19 protein-coding genes are annotated in these 16,728 nt (G+C 60.5%); 12 read left to right on the top strand and 7 right to left on the bottom strand.

The genetic code is table 11. The annotated features are described in order from the left end of the window. Window positions 1-56 precede the first annotated feature (56 nt). The gene (locus tag AC07UC_RS35465) at window positions 57-278 is read left to right on the top strand and encodes a hypothetical protein (protein ID WP_494909395.1); all 222 of its coding nucleotides are present in this window, start codon (window positions 57-59) and stop codon (window positions 276-278) included. Window positions 279-811: 533 nt separating this feature from the next. Here AC07UC_RS35465 and AC07UC_RS35460 read toward each other — a convergent pair. From AC07UC_RS35460 to AC07UC_RS35440, 5 genes are all read right to left on the bottom strand, one after another. After that, the gene (locus AC07UC_RS35460) at window positions 812-1,918 is read right to left on the bottom strand and encodes a M20 family metallopeptidase (RefSeq protein WP_494909394.1); all 1,107 of its coding nucleotides are present in this window, start codon (window positions 1,916-1,918) and stop codon (window positions 812-814) included. 117 nt (window positions 1,919-2,035) lie between these two features. After that, window positions 2,036-2,815, bottom strand: coding sequence for an ABC transporter ATP-binding protein (locus AC07UC_RS35455; protein ID WP_494909393.1), 780 nt, complete (start codon window positions 2,813-2,815; stop codon window positions 2,036-2,038). Continuing rightward, window positions 2,808-3,533 (bottom strand): ABC transporter permease, encoded by a 726-nt coding sequence (locus AC07UC_RS35450; protein WP_494909392.1) that lies wholly within the window; start codon window positions 3,531-3,533, stop codon window positions 2,808-2,810. Before AC07UC_RS35450 ends, AC07UC_RS35455 begins: the two co-directional genes overlap by 8 nt. Further along, on the bottom strand, window positions 3,533-4,249 hold the full coding sequence (locus AC07UC_RS35445; protein WP_494909391.1) for an ABC transporter permease: 717 nt from the start codon (window positions 4,247-4,249) through the stop codon (window positions 3,533-3,535). The genes AC07UC_RS35450 and AC07UC_RS35445 overlap by 1 nt, the downstream gene beginning before the upstream one ends. Before the next feature lie 40 nt (window positions 4,250-4,289). Continuing rightward, window positions 4,290-5,039: an SDR family NAD(P)-dependent oxidoreductase gene (locus AC07UC_RS35440; protein ID WP_494909390.1), complete on the bottom strand. Its 750-nt coding sequence runs from the start codon at window positions 5,037-5,039 to the stop codon at window positions 4,290-4,292. 82 nt (window positions 5,040-5,121) lie between these two features. On the opposite strand from AC07UC_RS35440, the gene AC07UC_RS35435 reads away from it, so the two are divergent. From AC07UC_RS35435 to AC07UC_RS35420, 4 genes are all read left to right on the top strand, one after another. Beyond that, window positions 5,122-5,913, top strand: a complete 792-nt coding sequence (locus AC07UC_RS35435; protein WP_494909389.1) for an IclR family transcriptional regulator — start codon at window positions 5,122-5,124, stop codon at window positions 5,911-5,913. Between the two features lies 1 nt (window position 5,914). Further along, window positions 5,915-6,688 carry an SDR family NAD(P)-dependent oxidoreductase gene (locus AC07UC_RS35430; protein WP_494909388.1) on the top strand — a complete coding sequence of 258 codons (774 nt, stop codon included), beginning with the start codon at window positions 5,915-5,917 and terminating at the stop codon, window positions 6,686-6,688. 5 nt (window positions 6,689-6,693) lie between these two features. Continuing rightward, window positions 6,694-7,584: a polysaccharide deacetylase family protein gene (locus AC07UC_RS35425; protein ID WP_494909487.1), complete on the top strand. Its 891-nt coding sequence runs from the start codon at window positions 6,694-6,696 to the stop codon at window positions 7,582-7,584. A 164-nt stretch (window positions 7,585-7,748) separates the two neighbouring features. Next, window positions 7,749-8,591, top strand: a complete 843-nt coding sequence (locus AC07UC_RS35420; RefSeq protein WP_494909387.1) for a transporter substrate-binding domain-containing protein — start codon at window positions 7,749-7,751, stop codon at window positions 8,589-8,591. Between the two features lie 207 nt (window positions 8,592-8,798). Here AC07UC_RS35420 and AC07UC_RS35415 read toward each other — a convergent pair whose 3' ends face one another. Both AC07UC_RS35415 and AC07UC_RS35410 read right to left on the bottom strand, forming a co-directional pair. Continuing rightward, window positions 8,799-9,296 carry a carbon-nitrogen hydrolase family protein gene (locus AC07UC_RS35415; RefSeq protein ID WP_494909386.1) on the bottom strand — a complete coding sequence of 166 codons (498 nt, stop codon included), beginning with the start codon at window positions 9,294-9,296 and terminating at the stop codon, window positions 8,799-8,801. Further along, a complete protein-coding gene (locus AC07UC_RS35410) occupies window positions 9,293-9,475 on the bottom strand; it encodes a hypothetical protein (RefSeq protein ID WP_494909385.1) in 183 nt (60 codons plus the stop codon). Before AC07UC_RS35410 ends, AC07UC_RS35415 begins: the two co-directional genes overlap by 4 nt. A 769-nt stretch (window positions 9,476-10,244) precedes the next feature. Here AC07UC_RS35410 and AC07UC_RS35405 point away from each other — a divergent pair. From AC07UC_RS35405 to AC07UC_RS35375, 7 genes are all read left to right on the top strand, one after another. Then, a complete protein-coding gene (locus AC07UC_RS35405; protein WP_494909384.1) occupies window positions 10,245-10,760 on the top strand; it encodes an Lrp/AsnC family transcriptional regulator in 516 nt (171 codons plus the stop codon). Between the two features lie 11 nt (window positions 10,761-10,771). Next, window positions 10,772-11,932, top strand: a complete 1,161-nt coding sequence (locus tag AC07UC_RS35400) for a M24 family metallopeptidase (RefSeq protein ID WP_494909383.1) — start codon at window positions 10,772-10,774, stop codon at window positions 11,930-11,932. Between the two features lie 17 nt (window positions 11,933-11,949). Beyond that, window positions 11,950-13,251 carry an ABC transporter substrate-binding protein gene (locus tag AC07UC_RS35395; protein WP_494909382.1) on the top strand — a complete coding sequence of 434 codons (1,302 nt, stop codon included), beginning with the start codon at window positions 11,950-11,952 and terminating at the stop codon, window positions 13,249-13,251. Between the two features lie 63 nt (window positions 13,252-13,314). Further along, window positions 13,315-14,175 (top strand): branched-chain amino acid ABC transporter permease, encoded by an 861-nt coding sequence (locus AC07UC_RS35390; protein ID WP_494909381.1) that lies wholly within the window; start codon window positions 13,315-13,317, stop codon window positions 14,173-14,175. 3 nt (window positions 14,176-14,178) lie between these two features. Then, window positions 14,179-15,048 (top strand): branched-chain amino acid ABC transporter permease, encoded by an 870-nt coding sequence (locus tag AC07UC_RS35385; RefSeq protein WP_494909380.1) that lies wholly within the window; start codon window positions 14,179-14,181, stop codon window positions 15,046-15,048. Next, window positions 15,045-15,812 carry an ABC transporter ATP-binding protein gene (locus tag AC07UC_RS35380; protein ID WP_494909379.1) on the top strand — a complete coding sequence of 256 codons (768 nt, stop codon included), beginning with the start codon at window positions 15,045-15,047 and terminating at the stop codon, window positions 15,810-15,812. Before AC07UC_RS35385 ends, AC07UC_RS35380 begins: the two co-directional genes overlap by 4 nt. Next, window positions 15,809-16,552, top strand: coding sequence for an ABC transporter ATP-binding protein (locus AC07UC_RS35375; RefSeq protein WP_494909377.1), 744 nt, complete (start codon window positions 15,809-15,811; stop codon window positions 16,550-16,552). The genes AC07UC_RS35380 and AC07UC_RS35375 overlap by 4 nt, the downstream gene beginning before the upstream one ends. Window positions 16,553-16,728 lie beyond the last annotated feature (176 nt).

Here is a 16,728-nt window from a genome sequence, read left to right as displayed (position 1 = left end):
GAATTTTCCTTTCAAGGTGGTTGGGGATATTGTTACCGTCGGAGGAAGGTCGGCCGATGCTTTTTACCGTCGAGTTGATACGCGACGGTAAAGCCGTAGAGCGCGCGCAGGTTCAGGCCGATGACGTTGTCGCGGCTGCGAAGACGTGGGGGCCAGTAGCGATCCCGTTCGGCGAGGAGCCTGATATCGGCGACTGGATCAGGGTGACGCACCCCGACGGCAGCACGAGGACTTGGTTTGAAACCGATCGCTACGAGATCGAAGGATCGAGCGGTTGAGATCGAAAGGTGCGACCGCTATGCTGCGGGGTAGCTTGCCAGGATGACGGCCGGGTCAAGATCCAGGGGCGGTGACAAGTCCGACTTAGTCAGGATCGTCGCAATTGAACGAGGGATGGTCGGGCGCGAACCGGCTGGCGAAATAGATGAGCCCTGAACTCAGCCGGATCGACTAGCGCTTCGCGGATCATCCTGACGCCGTAGGCCGTCAACATCGAGCAGCGGACGATCACAGAGGTGATGATGTCTTTGTATTCGTGCCCGGGCACGGATTCACAATAGTACGCAGGGGGAGCCGATAGACCGCGTCCGGACGAGTTTGCGCAGAGCGACGGCAGTCCTTGCCGCCCGCGCCAGCTCTTTCGGATCGCAATCCGGCTGAACATCGAGATCCGCCCCCGATTTCCGCGAGACAGGCCGAGACTTCGTCCTCGGTCACCTCTCGCCGCAGGCCGCCCATTTCATCGATTTCCAGAACCTCGATATGCGTGCCAAAGGCCGCTGCCTGGGCGCAGCAGCGCTCGGCTCCTACCCTATCCGGCCATGGCGCAAATGGTAAGCGCCGCTACCCGTGCCCGCTGTGCAAGGGTGCCGATTTCGATATACTCTTCCGCCGTATGCGCCTTGCCGCCCACCGGACCGACGCCGCAAATCGTCGGCGCGCCGGCACTTGCGGCGAAACCGGAATCGGCACAGCCGCCGGTGAACTCCCCCGCAATATCGAGGCCGATACTCCTCGCGACCTCAAGGTAACGCTTGGTCAACTCCTCGCTGTGCGGTGTCGGCACGAGCGGGAAGAAGTCGCTGTCGCGGACAGCCTTCGTGCATGTCCCCAATACGAACGAGTTGGCCATGATGGCATCAATGGCTTCTATCAGCCAATCACGCTGGGCGTTGGTGACGAACCGCACATCCACTTCGCCACGGGCGGTTGGTGCAATCGTGTTGACCGAAACGCCGCCGCTGACAATGCCGACATTCAGTGTCATGCCATCCTCGATGCGCGTCAGCGCATGCAGGGCGTTGATCTTGTGGGCCAGTTCGGCGATGGCGCTCGCGCCTTCAGCGAAATTCACCCCGGAATGCGCTGCCTTGCCGGCAATGTCGAAACGATAGCTGAAGCCGCCCTTGCGACCGGTGACGACGTTACCGCTGACGCGGCCAGGCTCGGAATTGAAGACCGCAACAGCGCATTTCGCTTCCGCCTCGATATAGGGCCGTGCTGTCGCCGAGCCGATTTCCTCGTCGCCAGTCATCAGGGCCATAACGGGAATTTCGGACGCAAAACGCTTCAGCGCGGCCATTACGAAGGCGTTCATCACCAGTCCGGCCTTCATGTCGGCGACGCCTGGTCCATAGGCCCGGCCATCCCTGGTGCTGAACGGGCGGCGCGCCGCCTCGCCCTTGCCGAACACCGTGTCGCAATGGCCCATTAGAAGATAATTGCGACGACCGGAGCCGTGGCTGACAGGGCCAGTTTCGGCACGCAGGATGTCGCCGAAATCACGAACGGGAATCGTCGTGATATCGATCGAATGCTCGGCGTAAAACCGGGCAAGTCGCGCGCCGACCCGATCGACACCGGCCTTGTCATGGGAACCGGAATCGATGTCGACGAGGTCGCCAAGCAGAGCAAGCATGGCGGGCCCCTGTCCATCAAGCCAAGCAGAAATGGCACCAGCCTTGTCGGTCGTCATGGGAGCGGTCTTCTCTTCCGGTCGAAGTGGAGCAGGCCTGGTTCCGATATTCCGGACGTTTCAGTCGCCCTGGTCGCGGTTCGTGGAGATAAACCTCTGGAACCGAGCCGATTTCGGGTTCTCGAACACATGCCCCGCCGGACCATCCTCTTCGATCATGCCCTCGTGAAGGAAGATCACCCGGCTTGCGACATCGCGCGCGAAGGCCATCTCGTGGGTGACGATCACCATGGTGCGGCCTTCGTCCGCCAAGGCGCGCATCACCTTAAGGACTTCGCCTACCCGCTCAGGATCGAGCGCCGATGTCGGCTCGTCGAACAGCATGAGTTCGGGCTTCATCGCCAAGGCGCGTGCGATTGCCGCGCGCTGTTGCTGGCCACCCGACAGATGCGCGGGATAAGCGTCGCGCTTATCGGCGATACCAACCTTTGCCAGCAACGCCTCCGCCTCAACGATGCACTCGCGACGCGGCCGGCCCTGAACGTGGATCGGCCCTTCGATCAGATTTTCCAGGATGGTCATGTGTGACCAGAGATTGAAGCTCTGGAAAACCATGGCGACGCGCGCGCGCAATGCATCGACCTGTCGGCGATCGACAACAGCGAGGCCATCGCGCTGCGGCTTGAGCTTTACTGCCTCTCCGCCAACGACGATTTCGCCGGCGCTCGGCATTTCCAGCAGGTTGATACAACGCAGCAACGTGCTCTTGCCGGAGCCCGACGATCCAAGGATCGCGATCACCTCGCCCTTTTTGGCATCGAACGAAATATCCTTCAGCACTTCGAGCGAACCGAAACGCTTGCGCAGGTTGCGCACTGAAAGAGCTGTCTGGTCAGACATTGACCTTCTCCATTGTGTTCGATGACGCCGGCGGCGCGCGCAGATGCGGCGTCAGCCACCAGTCGAGCAGGCCGACCAGCCGCGTCAGGAGAAAATTGATGACGAGATAGATCGCGCCCGCGGCGATGAAGACTTCCACTGGACGATAGCTGGCGGAGATCAGTCGCGCGGCAATGCCGGTCACGTCCATCATAGTGATGATCGACGCCAGCGAGGTCGCCTTGACCATCAGGATCAGTTCATTGCCATAGGCGGGCAATGCCTGGCGCAAGGCAATGGGCAGGATAATGCGGCGATAGAGCAGCAGCCCGGACATGCCGCAGGCGCGCGCTGCCTCGACCTCACGCGGTGGGACTGATCGCAACGCGCCGCGCAGGATTTCGCTACCATAGGCAGCGGTGTTGAGCGACAGCGCCAGGATCGCGCACCAGTACGGCTCGCGGAAGAATTGCCACAGGCCGAGGCTTTGCAAGGTCGAACGAAATTGCCCAAGGCCGTAGTAGATCAGGAATATCTGCACCAGCAGCGGCGTGCCGCGAAACAGGAAGACGTAAGTTCGCGCCACCCAGTCCAAGCCCTGGATACCGGACATGCGTATCAGGGCCAGCAGAATGGCAAAGACCACGCCGATGGAAAAGGCGATGAGCGTCAATTGCAGCGTCAGCGGCAGCCCGGCCAGCAGTTCGACGAAACTGTCACGGATGAAAAGCAGGTCCACTATACCGCCTCCCGCACCATGCTTCGCGAAGCCCGTTTTTCGAGCCAGTCGAAGACGCGTTGCGAAAGCCAAGTAATGACCAGGAACAGAGCCGCGGCTATGAGGTAGAATTCGAACGGCTTGCGCGTCGAGCCGGCGGCGACCTGCGCTTGGCGCAGGATCTCCACCAGCCCGGTCACCGACACCAGCGCCGATTCCTTCAAGGTCATCTGCCAGACATTGCCGATGCCGGGTATGGCATGACGTGCGACCTGGGGCGCGATGATGCGACGGAACAAAAGCAGGCGATGCATGCCAATCGCCTTGCCGGCTTCGAGTTCGCCTGTCGAAAGACTGCGAAAGGCGCCGCGGAACACTTCAGCCTGATAGGCGCCGGAGACGACGCCAATGGCCGCGGCGCCCGCGATGAAAGGCGGGATGCCGACAAAACCGCCGTCACTCCAAAGCCGGAAAAGCGCCGACAAAAGCAGGCTTCCGCCGAAATAGAACAGATAGATGACCAGGAGATCGGGAACGCCGCGCAACACTGTCGTGTAGACATCGGCAAGGATGCGAGCGGCCGTGCCGCCGGCAAGCTTTGCCCATGCGATCAGGCCACCGATGACGATGCCGAGCACAAAGCCCGCCATCGCCACCAAGACCGTGACCAGCGCGGCAAGAAGCAGGGCCTTGCCCCACCCCTCAGGCCCGAAGCCGACCAGATCCAGAAAATCCATGTGCCGCTATCCCGTCACTCGGTCCATGACCGGCCCGACCTCATACGTTGAACTGGAAACCGTCAACAGTGAGCGCCTGCCCGGTCATGAAACAGGGCTGCGACGTCGCCAGGAACGTCACCAGGCGCGCCACGTCATCGGCGCATCCAAGCCGTCCAAGCGCGATACCCTTGATGACTTCGTCGGCGCGGTCGGTCACGTCGGTATCGATCTCGGTGCGGATGACGCCGGGGCAGATCGCGTTGATGGCGATGTTCGGCCCGAGTTCCTTCGCGAGTGCCCGGGTCATACCGAGGATGCCCGCCTTGGCGGCGGCATAGGCGAAGCGACTGACCGCGGCGGTGACGCCGCCTGAAAGCGCGTTCAACGACGACATCGAGACGATGCGTCCGCCGCCCTGTTCCAGCATGTGCGGCGCGATGTGCTGGATATAGTTGAAACAGCTTTTCAGGTTGATGGCGATCGCCCGATCGAACTCGTCTACGGAGATGTCGAGAATTCCCTGTGGCGCGGATTTGCCGGCATTGTTGAGCAGGAAGTCGACGCGTCCGAAGCGGGCAATCGTCTGGCTGACGACTTCGCCGGCCCGCTGATGGCTGGCCACATCGGCGACGAAGGTCGCGGCCTCGACGCCCAGTGCCGCGATCTCGCCGGCCGTCGTTTCCAGTTCGTTTTCGAGCAGGTCGACCAAAGCGATGTTGTAGCCCGAGCGAGCCAGATCCAGCGCGCAGGCCTTGCCGATCCCGCGCGCCGCGCCGGTGACAATGGCCGTCTTGTGTTGTGACTGCATTCTTGAAACTGCTCCTTTTCAACGTCTCCCGAGCATGGTATGGCTCCCCTTGTATTCTTCAATAGGAATATGGTTCACATATATGAACAAAAATGGTGATTCCGACGTCAAGTCCGCGGTGCGGGTTCTGGAAATCCTCGAGCTTCTGGCGCGCTCCTCAAAGGCGTTGTCGCTGAAGACGATCGTTGCCGAGCTTGGCTATCCCAAGAGCAGCACCTTCAATCTCCTGGCCACGCTGGTGTCGCGCGCCTACGTCCTGCGCGACGAGGCGGACGCCTACCGCATCCATGATGCCTTCCGAAACGGGCCAGGCTGGTCGAGCGGCAACGAGGCGCAGTTGATCGCCACCGCCCAGCCACTCATGGATGCGTTGCGCGAGACCGAGGGCGAGACCGTCTTTCTCGGCGCGCGCCGCAAGGATGGGCGCGTCAAGCTTTTGGCCAAGAGCGTCAGCCACCGCGCGATCCGCTTCGATTCCGACTTGACCGGCTCCGATCCCGCCTTCTGCACCGCGATGGGGCGGGTGCTTCTGTCGCATTGGCGAGCCGACAAGGTGGCGGCCTATCTGGCGCGCGAGCGCATCGTGCAGATCACCGACCACACTGTGATCGACCGCGTGCAGATCCGCAGGATCATCGAGGCGGCGCGCGACAATGGCTATGCCATCAGCGACCAGGAGGCCATCACCGGCGGATCTGGCGTGGCGGCACCTGTCCGCGACGCCACCGGCGAGGTTGTCGCGGCGCTCAACATCGCCACCATATCGCCCCGCTTCGACGCCTGCCGCGATCGCATGATCGCGGCAGTGATCAGGAACGCGGCCGAGCTCAGCTATCGGCTCGGCTACAAGGAAACGACGACGAAAGATCAATAAAATGGACATTCATTTCGAGGGACAGCGCGTACTGGTAACCGGTGCCGCCCGCGGCATCGGGCGTTCGATCTGTGAAAGCTTTGCCGCCAACGGCGCGGCCGTGCTTGCCACGGACATCAATGAAGAGGCGCTGAAGCCGCTGCTAGACGAGGCAAGGCCGGCGCGTGGCGGCTCTCTTGCCGGCGAACGCATGGATGTCACCGACGAGGCCGATATCGCGGCCGTGGTTGCCCGGCACGCCGGAGACCATGGCTTCGATATCTTCGTGCATGTCGCCGGCGGCGTCCTCGGCCAGGCCCGCAAGCCCGTCGAAGAGGTGCCCGCGCGTGACTGGGATCGTATCTACGACGTCAACGTCCGCGGTGCCTTTCTTGCCGCAAAAGCGGTGGTTCCGGCCATGAAGCGCAGGCGCAACGGCAAGATCGTCCACATATCGAGCGGTGCGGGCCTAGGCGTCAGCCTCACCGGCATCCAGGCCTATGCCAGCGCCAAGGCGGCCCTGATCAGCCTGACACGGCAACTGGCTCATGAACTCGGCCCGTTCGGGATCAACGTCAATGCGGTTGCCCCTGGCTTCCTGCGCACCAGCCCCGACTACGAGCGGCAATGGGCGTCCTACGGCGAAGAGGGACAGCAGGCGATGATCAATTCAATCCCGCTTCGGCGGATCGGATTGCCCGAGGATATTTCCAACGCCGTGCTGTTCCTGGCTTCGCCCCTGGCCAGCTGGATTGCCGGCCAGACCTTGTCCGTCAGCGGAGGACCAAGCCTGTGAGCAGCATGAACGAAACACCGGTCCCGGCCTGGACTTGGCCGGAAGAACGGTTGCAGACGATCATGAACCGCGCCCGTGCCGGGCGGGGCCTCAAACCCGAAAGCTGGCCGCAGGGCGGCGCCTGCGCCGTGGCGCTGTCGTTCGATTCCGACCACGACACCTTCGAGCTGCGCGATGGCGGCCGCTCGATCTCGGCTCTGTCACAAGGCCAATTCGGCCCTAGGCAAGGCATCCCGCGCATCCGTAGCCTGCTGGCACGCGAAAGCATTCCGGCGACATTCTTTGTCCCTGCGGTGTCGGCGATCCATTATCCAGATGAGCAGCGAGACCTCGTCGCCAGCGGTCACGAGATCGGGCTGCATGGCTGGATTCACGAGCGCAACACCTTGCTGGATGCGCAGACGGAGCGTGACTTGCAATTGCGTGCCGCCGACACGCTGGAACAGATCACCGGCGTGCGTCCTGTCGGCATTCGCACCCCCTCATGGGATTTCAGCGATAACACCTTGCGCATCACCGCCGAGATGGGACTGCTCTACGACTCGTCGCTAATGGCCGATGTCGATTGCTATGAGCTTCTGCTGGACGGCAAGCCGAGCGGTGTCATCGAATTGCCGGTGGAATGGATCCGTGACGATGCCGCCTATCTGGTGATGGATCGTTGGGGTGGGCTGCGGCCGCAGATCGCGCCGCATGACATCTTGAAAATCTTCATCGCCGAGTTCGACGCCGCCTTTGACGAGGGCGGCATCTTCCAGCTGACTATGCATCCCGACATCATCGGCCATCGCTCGCGAATCTGGATCATCGAGGCGATGATCGCTCACATGCGCAGCCGCGGCAAGGTCTGGTTCGCCACCCATGCTGATGTCGTGCGCCATGCCAAAGCCGGATGAGCCTGACGAGCGAATATCAAAAAGCTGAATCACGTTCACATACGTGAACATGATTCAGCTTTTCAGACGTTGAAAGGCATATCAAGGTTGGCGTTGAGATTCCCGGTGTTCCTCTCCAGGCGACCGGGGTCCGACTTCAACCTGGGAACGAAAAAGAGAAAACAATGGCCTCAAGATCATCGCTGGCAGCCGCGCTTGCCATCATTGCATTGCCTCTGATGGGCGCCATCGCCACGGCAAAGGACTGGAAATCGGTTACCGTCGGCGTCGAAGGTGCCTTCCCGCCCTTCAACTCCGTAAACGCCAGCGGCGAGGTCGAAGGGCTCGATCTCGACGTCATGAAGGAAGTCTGCAACCGCGCCGCGCTCGATTGCAAGATCGTCGTGCAGGATTGGGACAGCCAGATCCCGTCGCTGCTGGCCGGAAAGTTCGATGTGGTTCTGACCATGGGGCCTAACCCCGAGCGCCGCAAAGTCATCGACTTCTCCGACCCCTACGTCATCACGCCTAACACCTTCCTCGTACCCGCCGATGGCCCGCTCGCCAACCTGCCGCACACGGGAGAGAGATTGTCGACCAATACGCCGGAAGGCCAGAAGGCCGTGGCCGATCTCAAGGAAGCGCTGAAGGGCAAGACGCTTGGCGCCTCCCTGTCCACGAGCCAGTTGCAGTTCGTCGAGGAGAACTTTGCCGGCGCTGTCGAAGTCCGGACCTACAAGTCAGCCGAACAAAGCCATCTCGACCTCGAGGGCGGCCGCATCGACGGCCAATTCGACAATGTCGTGTTCGTCAATGATCGCGCCAAGGGTAGCAACGGCGCGTTGAAGGCGAGCGGTCCTCTGCTGACGGGCGGCATCATGGCCACCAATGTCTGCCTTGGCATCCGCAAGCAGGAGCCTGAGCTCAAGGCAATACTCGATAAGGCAGTCGGGGCAATGCGCGCCGACGGCACGTTGGCCAAAATCTCCGAAAAGTGGTTCTCGATGGATCTAAGCCCACAGAAGTGACGACGGGGATGGTGGTGCACGTGTTTACGTTGAACCACCTGCCTTGATAACCGGCGTGGGGCGGCAGCCTTTTCCACGATCTTCACGAAGACTAAATCGCGCTTGTCGAGGATGCGCGTGGAAATGCGCGTCGGTTTCTTCAGCGAAATGGAGACGGCCGGCGCCTTGACGCCAGGAATGGGCAGGGAGAACTATTGTGAACGCGCTCTACGAAATCCGGTAGGTTGCCGGGCGGCGGTCCTTCAAGGGCGAAACCTCGAATCTCCCGCCTAGACGGTAATCGTCTTGTTGCGCGCGCTCGACGTGGACAACGGCAACCATGACGCCTTTCGAACGTCCGGAATTGCCTATTACGGTGCCGAGCGGATCGACAATCTGGCTGTGGCCGAGGAAGGTGGCGTCGCCCTCGGCGTCGGCCCGGTTGGCAACGAGGGGGTAGATGAAATTCTTCGTCGCGCGGACCCGCGTAAACTGCTCTGCCAAGATCGCCGACTGGACTGGCCAGTTGCTCGGCAAGGCAGCGAAGTTTGCCCCCGCCAGCGCGAGCGAGCCCATGATTTCGGGAAAGCGGATCTCGTAGCGGATTGCCACGCCGACCTTGCCCACGCGTGTTTCGAACAGCGACAATTCGGAGCCTGGCGGCTCGTCGACGAAACGGTCGGCGCCGAGGAACGGGAGGTGGCGCTTGCGGTGTACGCCGATCACGCCGGATGCACCACGACAGCGGCCGAATTGCAGAGCTTGTCCCCACTCGCCTCAAGGAAGCCAACGATGACCTCAACATGGTGCTTGCCGCACAAGGCGACGATCTCGCGTATATAGGAATTGCCGGTCGAGATAGCGCTGGCGCGGTCGGCGAACATGCAGCCTGACAGGTAGCGCACGGCGCTGCTGACCCGTCTGATCGCCCTGTTGGTCGTCGGCGCTAAGCGCGAAATGGCCTCCCTTTTCGCGAGACATGCCTTGCCGGCTTGAAGACCATCCCGGTCTAGTTACGCTCCTGGCGATCCGCTATTGGGCTACGCCAGGTCACCTGATCGAGTGTTGCCTATTAGAACTCAAACAGTTCCGACGCGCCGCAACTCGTTTCGAGAAAACAGCCAGGAACTATCTGGCCGTCGTTACTCTTGCCGCTACAATCCTATGGATCAGACAAGTGCCCACGAATCCTAAGGGTGCGGCAACCCAAAGCCCGGCAGTCTAAATCAGTTATGCTCCCGCAACTTATGCGTGGACTAGCTCACACGTGATTTGCCGCGACTTTTTCTTACCCAAGACACGCGAGAAAAGTCAGCCCGCCTTGATAAGACCGCCAGCAGAACGCTTGCCGGTGTGACGGCCTTGCTCGATCTCGTAATCGATTCTGGGGCGTTCAATGGTTTTCGAAAAAACCACGGTGCTCGGCGGCTGTAATGCAGGCGAAAACGCACCGTCCCCATGGTGCTTGATTGTGCCGTTTTCCGAGCATGGCGTCCATCGTCCTTCCTAATCACAAGCAGAATCTGCCCGGCCTCGGTCGCCAGAGGACCACTCCAGATATTCGCTATTAGGCAATTTTTTATGATAGATAATTCTCATATCCGAAAAATCGGATTGCTATTTTTTATGTGATATGCAATATCAGCTTACCAAAATTATGAGCGGAGCCACGACGTGAAGTCGCGACAGCTAGATCATACGGAAAAGCTCATTGTTCGGCTCTTGCAAGAGGACGGCAGGATGCCGACCGCGGAGATGGCGCGGAAGCTCGGCATCAGCGAGCCAACCGTGCGCAAGAAGCTTGGCCAACTCACTGAGGATGGCAGGGTTCGTATCCGGGCGGCCGCGGATCCAGTGGACCTCGGATATGAAGCATCAGCGTTCATCGGCATCGATGTCGAGCGCGACGCGATAACCAAGGTCGCCGCCGTTCTGCAGAAGTATCCCTTCGTGGACAGCGTCGCCGTCACGACCGGCCCTTACGACCTCATCATAAAGGCCTGCTTCGAGACGCTGCGTGACCTCTACGATTTTATCTTGATCGAACTCGCGACGGTGGAGGGGATCAAGGACTCCAATTCCCTGATGATTCTTCAGAACTTCAAGACTGATGGCCTGATCGGTGTCGCCGGACTGGATGTCGAGGCGATCCACAACACCACCCCTCAAAACCAGCAAAACAAACGTTAGTGGAGTTCAGAATGCCCGCCTTCTCGAAACAGGAAATGACGCGCCGGGTCGATGCCTTTCGGAGGAAGCTCGCCGAAGAGAACATCGACATGGCCTTCCTGCATACGGCCGATAGCGTCTTCTACATGAGTGGAGTCCCGTTGCTCTCGGAATGGGGTCGGCCCATGTGGGCGATCCTGCCAACCTCCGGCCCGAGCGCAGTCTGCGGCGCCGCGATTGAACTCGAGAACATGCAGGAACATAGCTCGTTCGACGAAGTCCTGAGCTACGGCGATGACGAGAACGTTGTCCAGGCGAGCTTGAAGCTTTGTGCGGATTTTATCGCGCGCCTCGGCTCGCCCAAAGTCAGAATTGGCATCGAAGAGGCCGTCCTGCCCGTCGGACTGTTCCGTGCGCTGAAGGACCATTTCCCGCAGGCGGAGCTCGTTGAGGTCGGCCCCAGGCTCGAGGAACTGCGGCTCGTCAAATCGGACGAGGAAATCCGCCTGCTGGAGTTAGGCTCGAGGCTCGCCAAGATTGGAGCGGACGCCTTCCTCGAGGCGATGACCGATAATGTCACCGAACTCACCGTCGCTGCGCACGCGGTTGCCGCGGTCAACAGGGCGATGGGTGCTCTTTCCGATAACGGGCTCACGAGCACTTACGCCTATGCGCAATTCGGCGACCATACCATGGTGCCACATCTCCACCCGACCAGCCGGAGGCTGAAGCGTGGTGATCTGGTCTCATTGAACATCTTCCCGGTGGTCTGGGGTTATTGCGCCGAACTCGAACGCACCTTCGTCTACGGCGATATGACCGACCAGATCAGGCGGCCGCTTGATGCCGTCAACGAGGCTTTCGAAGCCGGTAAAAGCGCACTCAAACCAGGTGTCGCCATGTCCGATATCGATAGGCTGACGCGCGACATTCTGCAGAAATACGATCTGGTTAAATACATCAGACACGGAACGGGCCATGCACACGGCATCATGATCGGCGCTGCCGGCCGTGAAGAAAAAGGCGAACTTCGCCCCTACAACTCCACGAAGCTGCTGCCAAACATGGCGAATTCGGTCGAGCCGGGTGTGTACATTCCGGGTATCGGCGGCTTCCGCCACTCGGATGTGTTGATCGTCACCGAGACCGGCGCCCGTTGCATCACTGATTTTCCGCGCGACATCGGGTTCTAGGGGGCAGATCGCCAATCTTGGCGGCCCACCTTCATACGCTCGCTGCCGTTGATTCAACGCTAAAACAGGGGCACAAAACAATGAACACCAGACATCCAAGCTCTAACTCAGTCAGCCGCCGCACTCTGCTCACCGTTGGTCTCGGCACGCTCGCGGTGGCGATAGCACCCAGCTTCGAGCAAGCATCGGCCCAGGACGGAGAGATCACTGTCGGCGCGCTGATGCCGCTCTCAGGCGCCGGCGGCAATTTCGGCCAGGAAATGCTTGCCTCCGCGAAGGTAGCGCTGGCCGAGATCAATGCAGCCGGAGGTCCGCTCGGCCGCCAGATTCGGCTGGTCGAGGAAAATGACGAGACCAGTCCCGAGGTGGCCGTGCGTGGCGCCCGCAAACTGGTTGACGTCGACAAGGTCGTAGCGATTATCGGAACGTGGGCGAGCAGCGTCACGCTGGCCGTCGCTCCAATAGTTCAGGACAAGGGCTTGATCCAGTTCTCAACCTCGGGAGCAAGCCGGATCACCGAGGCACAGAAGAAGGGGCATCTCTTCCGCACAGAGCCTGACGACCTTTTGTTCGGCAAGGCCTATGCCGAATACGCCAACCAGATGGGTTGGAAGCGTGCCGCCGTGCTCGGCCTCAACGTGCCCTTCACCGAGAAAACTGTTGACGCGTTCCGCCAACGCTTTGTAGAGCGCGGCGGTGAGGTGACGAGCTTCATCACCTATAATGAGGACCAGACCACCTTTCGTACAGAGGTGAGCCGTGCCTTCGCCGACAATCCCGATTTTGTCCACATCTCGGGTTACGAGCCAGACATTACGGCCATCCTCAAGGCGGCGTACCAGTCGGGTCTCACGGGACGCTTCATCGTGCCGGGCTTTGCTGTCAGCCCCGAGTTGATCAAGAATGCCGGTCCCGCCGCTGAAGGCCTTCTCCTTGTAGAAGAAGGCGTCGCCGAGGCTTCGCCTGCCTATCAAAGGCTTTCCAAATCGCTTGGCGGCGACCGCTACTATTCCTTCGGGGCGCAAGCCTATGATCAGATGATCCTGCTTGCGCTGGCGATCGAGACTGCAAAGTCGACCGACGGCACGAAGCTCTCGGATGTGGTAAAGAAGATATCGGCTCCCGGCGGCACCAAGGTCACGTCCTTCGCCGAAGGAATCAAAATTCTCCGCAAGGGTGAAGACATCGATTACGACGGAGCCTCCGGTCCGATCGACTTCGATGCGGATGGCAACATCGTCAAAGCCAACTTCCGGGTCTCGCAGGTGAAGGACGGCAAGATTACGCCCATCGGACAAATCACCGACGTCGCGTTCTGACACGCACTTTCACGCGGCAACCGACCAAGCTGGTGTCCGAACCGCGTCTAACCGGTAAGCAAGATGTTGTTCGACCTGAAAATCTATCTCGTCTCGGCGCTGATCTCGGCTGCAATCTGGAGTCTGCCGGCAGCCGGGATCTCCCTGATCTACGGCGTCCTGCGCTATCCGAATTTCGCAATCCCGGAATTCATGACACTCGGCGCCTATCTCGCACTCTTTCTGTGCGGGTTCTCCCTGCCACTCTGGCTCGCCGCACTTCTCGCGGCCTTGCTGACCGGTCTCATCGCACTCGCCTTCGACCAGACGGTGTTTCGCTTCGTACGCCATGCGGGTACGCTGCCGCCCGTGCTTCTGTCGCTCGGCCTGATGCTCTTCCTACAGAACACGGTACGATTCATCTGGGGCAACGGCGCTCTTCAATATCCGATTGCGCTCTCGCGCCCCTTTGTCTTCGCAGGCTTCGTCGTGACGCCGGTTCAGACCGCGGTCATCGGCGCCGTGATTCTTATCCTTGCGATCATCTTCCTTGCGCTGCGCATGACGAATTTCGGACGCGCCGTGCGAGCCACGTCCACCAATCCCGAGCTGGCGGTCGTTACCGGAGTCCGGCCTGAAGTGGTTTATGGCGGGGTTATCTTCGCCAGCGCCTTCCTCGCAGCGATTGGTGGTGTCGCGCTCGCCACGGAAACCACGCTGACGCCTCTCCTCGGCTGGCGAGTGCTGATCCCACTGTTTGCCGTCTCCATTCTCGGCGGTCTCGGGAGTGTCGTCGGCGCCGGGCTTGCCGCCTTGCTGCTCTCACTCGTGTCTGAATTTAGCCTGCTCGTGCTGCCCACGACCTACAAGACAGCGCTTGCCTTCCTAGTGCTGGCTCTTGTCCTGCTGGTCAGGCCGAGTGGCTTGGTCCGGACGGGAAACTGAGTCATGATCGACTATCTCATCGCGATCCTGATCTTTGCCGCAATTTATGGATTCGTGGCGCTCGGGCTCAACATCCAATGGGGTCTCACAGGCCTGATCAATCTTGGCCAGGTCGCCTTCTTCGCAGTTGGTGCCTACGTCACGGCTCTTGCCACTAAGGCGGGGCTGCCGTTCCTACCAGCGGTTGTCTTGGCCGCTCTCGCCAGTGGCATGCTCGGCGGGGCGGTAGCGCTGTTCACGCCACGGCTGCGGGAAGATTACCTGGCGATCGTGACGCTCGGTCTGAGTGAATTCGTTCGCCTTATCTTCCTGAACGAGAAATGGCTCGCCGGCGGACCGGACGGCGTAGCGGGCATTCCAAGACCAACCAGCATTGCGGGCCTCGGCTCGGAAATGTCCTTTTTGCTTATTGCGGCTGGAGTTCTTGCGCTCGCCTTCTGGTTCAGCCGACGGCTCGAGCGCTTCCCGATTGGCCGTACGCTCCGTGCGATCCGGGAGGACGAGGCGGTCGTCACCTCCGTTGGCAAGGTTACGCTCGCCTACAAGGCGTGGGCTTTCGTGCTGGGGGCTGCGCTTGCGGGGATCGGCGGTGCGTTCTTCGCAAGCTATCTGACCTACATCTCGCCGGACATGTTCGGTCCGAACGTCAGCATATATGTGCTTGCCGCCGTATTGCTTGGTGCCCAAGGCTCCAGTCTCGGCACGCTCGTGGGTACCACAGTCGTCGCAGCACTCCTCGAAGGCACGCGGCTGATCAAGGACTACATCACCATCGTCGACGGGGTGCAACTCGCAGCGCTGCGGCTGCTGGCACTCGGCTTGGCGCTGATGGTGATCGTGGCGATCCGCTACCGACGGAGGAGTGTGGCATGACCGCCATCCTGGACATAAGGGGCCTCAGTCGACGCTTTGGCGGGCTGCAGGCGGTGGATCGCTGCGATCTCTCGGTACAGACGGGATCGATTACCGGGCTGGTCGGCCCAAACGGGGCAGGCAAGTCGACCCTCTTCAACATTGTCAGCGGCTTCACGGCCCCGAACACGGGCGAGATCCATTTCGACGGACAGCGGATCGACGGCATGAGCCCACACCGCATCGCGAGGCTCGGTTTGCGCCGCACCTTCCAGATCCCGCGTGAACTGAAACGGATGTCGGTGCTCGAGAACCTAATGCTGGTGCCGCAAGACCAATACGGCGATCGCGTCCTTGCCCTCATATTGCCAGGCTTACAGGTTCGAAGGGACGAACAAGAGAACGCCAAAGCCGCGCGGAAAGTCCTTGAAACAGTCGGGTTGGGCGAAAAGGCCGACCTGCCTGCTGCACTTCTCTCCGGCGGACAGAAGAAGTTGCTCGAACTTGCTCGCTGTCTGATGAGCCGACCAAAACTGATGTTGCTCGACGAGCCGACGGCAGGTGTCAATCCAACCCTGATCCAACATCTGATGGGCGTAATGAAGGCAGTGCACGCCTCGGGCATCACGCTTCTGATCATCGAGCACAACATGAACGTCATCATGGACCTCTGTGAGCGGGTGATCGTCCTTGATCGGGGGCATGTGATCGCCGCCGGAACACCGGCCGAAATCCAACGGAACGCAAAGGTGCTCGACGCATATCTCGGCGGAGTGGCATCTTGAGCCGGCCTGAGATACTCGCCGCCGAAGGCCTCATTGCGGGCTACGGCGAAATGCAGATCCTGCACGGCGTCAACATTCGTTTGGCGCCTGGCGAGGTCGTCGCGGTGATAGGGCCGAACGGATGCGGGAAGTCGACTCTTCTAAAGACTTTGGCTGGACTGCTCCGCCCGAAGGCAGGCGATATCAGCCTTGCGGGTCAGGACATAACGGGGGCCTCGACGCGCGCTCGTATCCGAGCGGGGCTCGGCTATGTGCCGCAAGTGGGGAATGTTTTTGCGACAATGACGACCGAAGAGAATCTCCGCATGGGGCTGTTCGCCATATCAGGCTCCGTCGAAGAGCGGCAGTCGGCGGTCCGCAAGATCCTTCCGGCCCTCGACGGCTACTGGAATACACGTGCCGGGCGGCTAAGCGGTGGACAGCAGCAGATCGTGGCCATCGGCCGCGCGCTGATGGCTTCGCCCAAGGTTCTGCTCTTGGACGAGCCCAGCGCAGGGCTTTCACCCAAGGCGACGGACGAAGTCTTTCGGCACATCCGCCAGATAAGCAACCGGGAAGCTGTAGCCGTGATCCTGGTTGAACAGAACGCGCATAAGGCGCTTGCGATCTCGGATAGATGCTATGTACTCGCCGAGGGCCGAAACAGGTTGGATGGAACGTCCGCGTCAATCGCGGGTAATCCGGAAGTTGGCCGCATCTATCTCGGCGCGCCAGTAATGGACATTGACAGCAAACCCTGATTGTCAGGAATAACGCGTCACTCGCAAAAACACCCAATCAAATGCTTGAGCATCAGCCTAAATTATCCCCGGCCACCGGGGACTGTCCAATAACTTTGCATCGTTGACGTGTCTGATTTTGGGAGAGACCGGGCAATGAAGTTATCTATCGTAAGTCACAGCTCCTCAACGAGGAA

The organism is Mesorhizobium sp. GW821-FHT04C10, assembly GCF_059420305.1.
The sequence above is the reverse complement of the archived record's forward strand: the minus strand, read 5'-3'. Positions and strand labels throughout refer to the sequence as shown.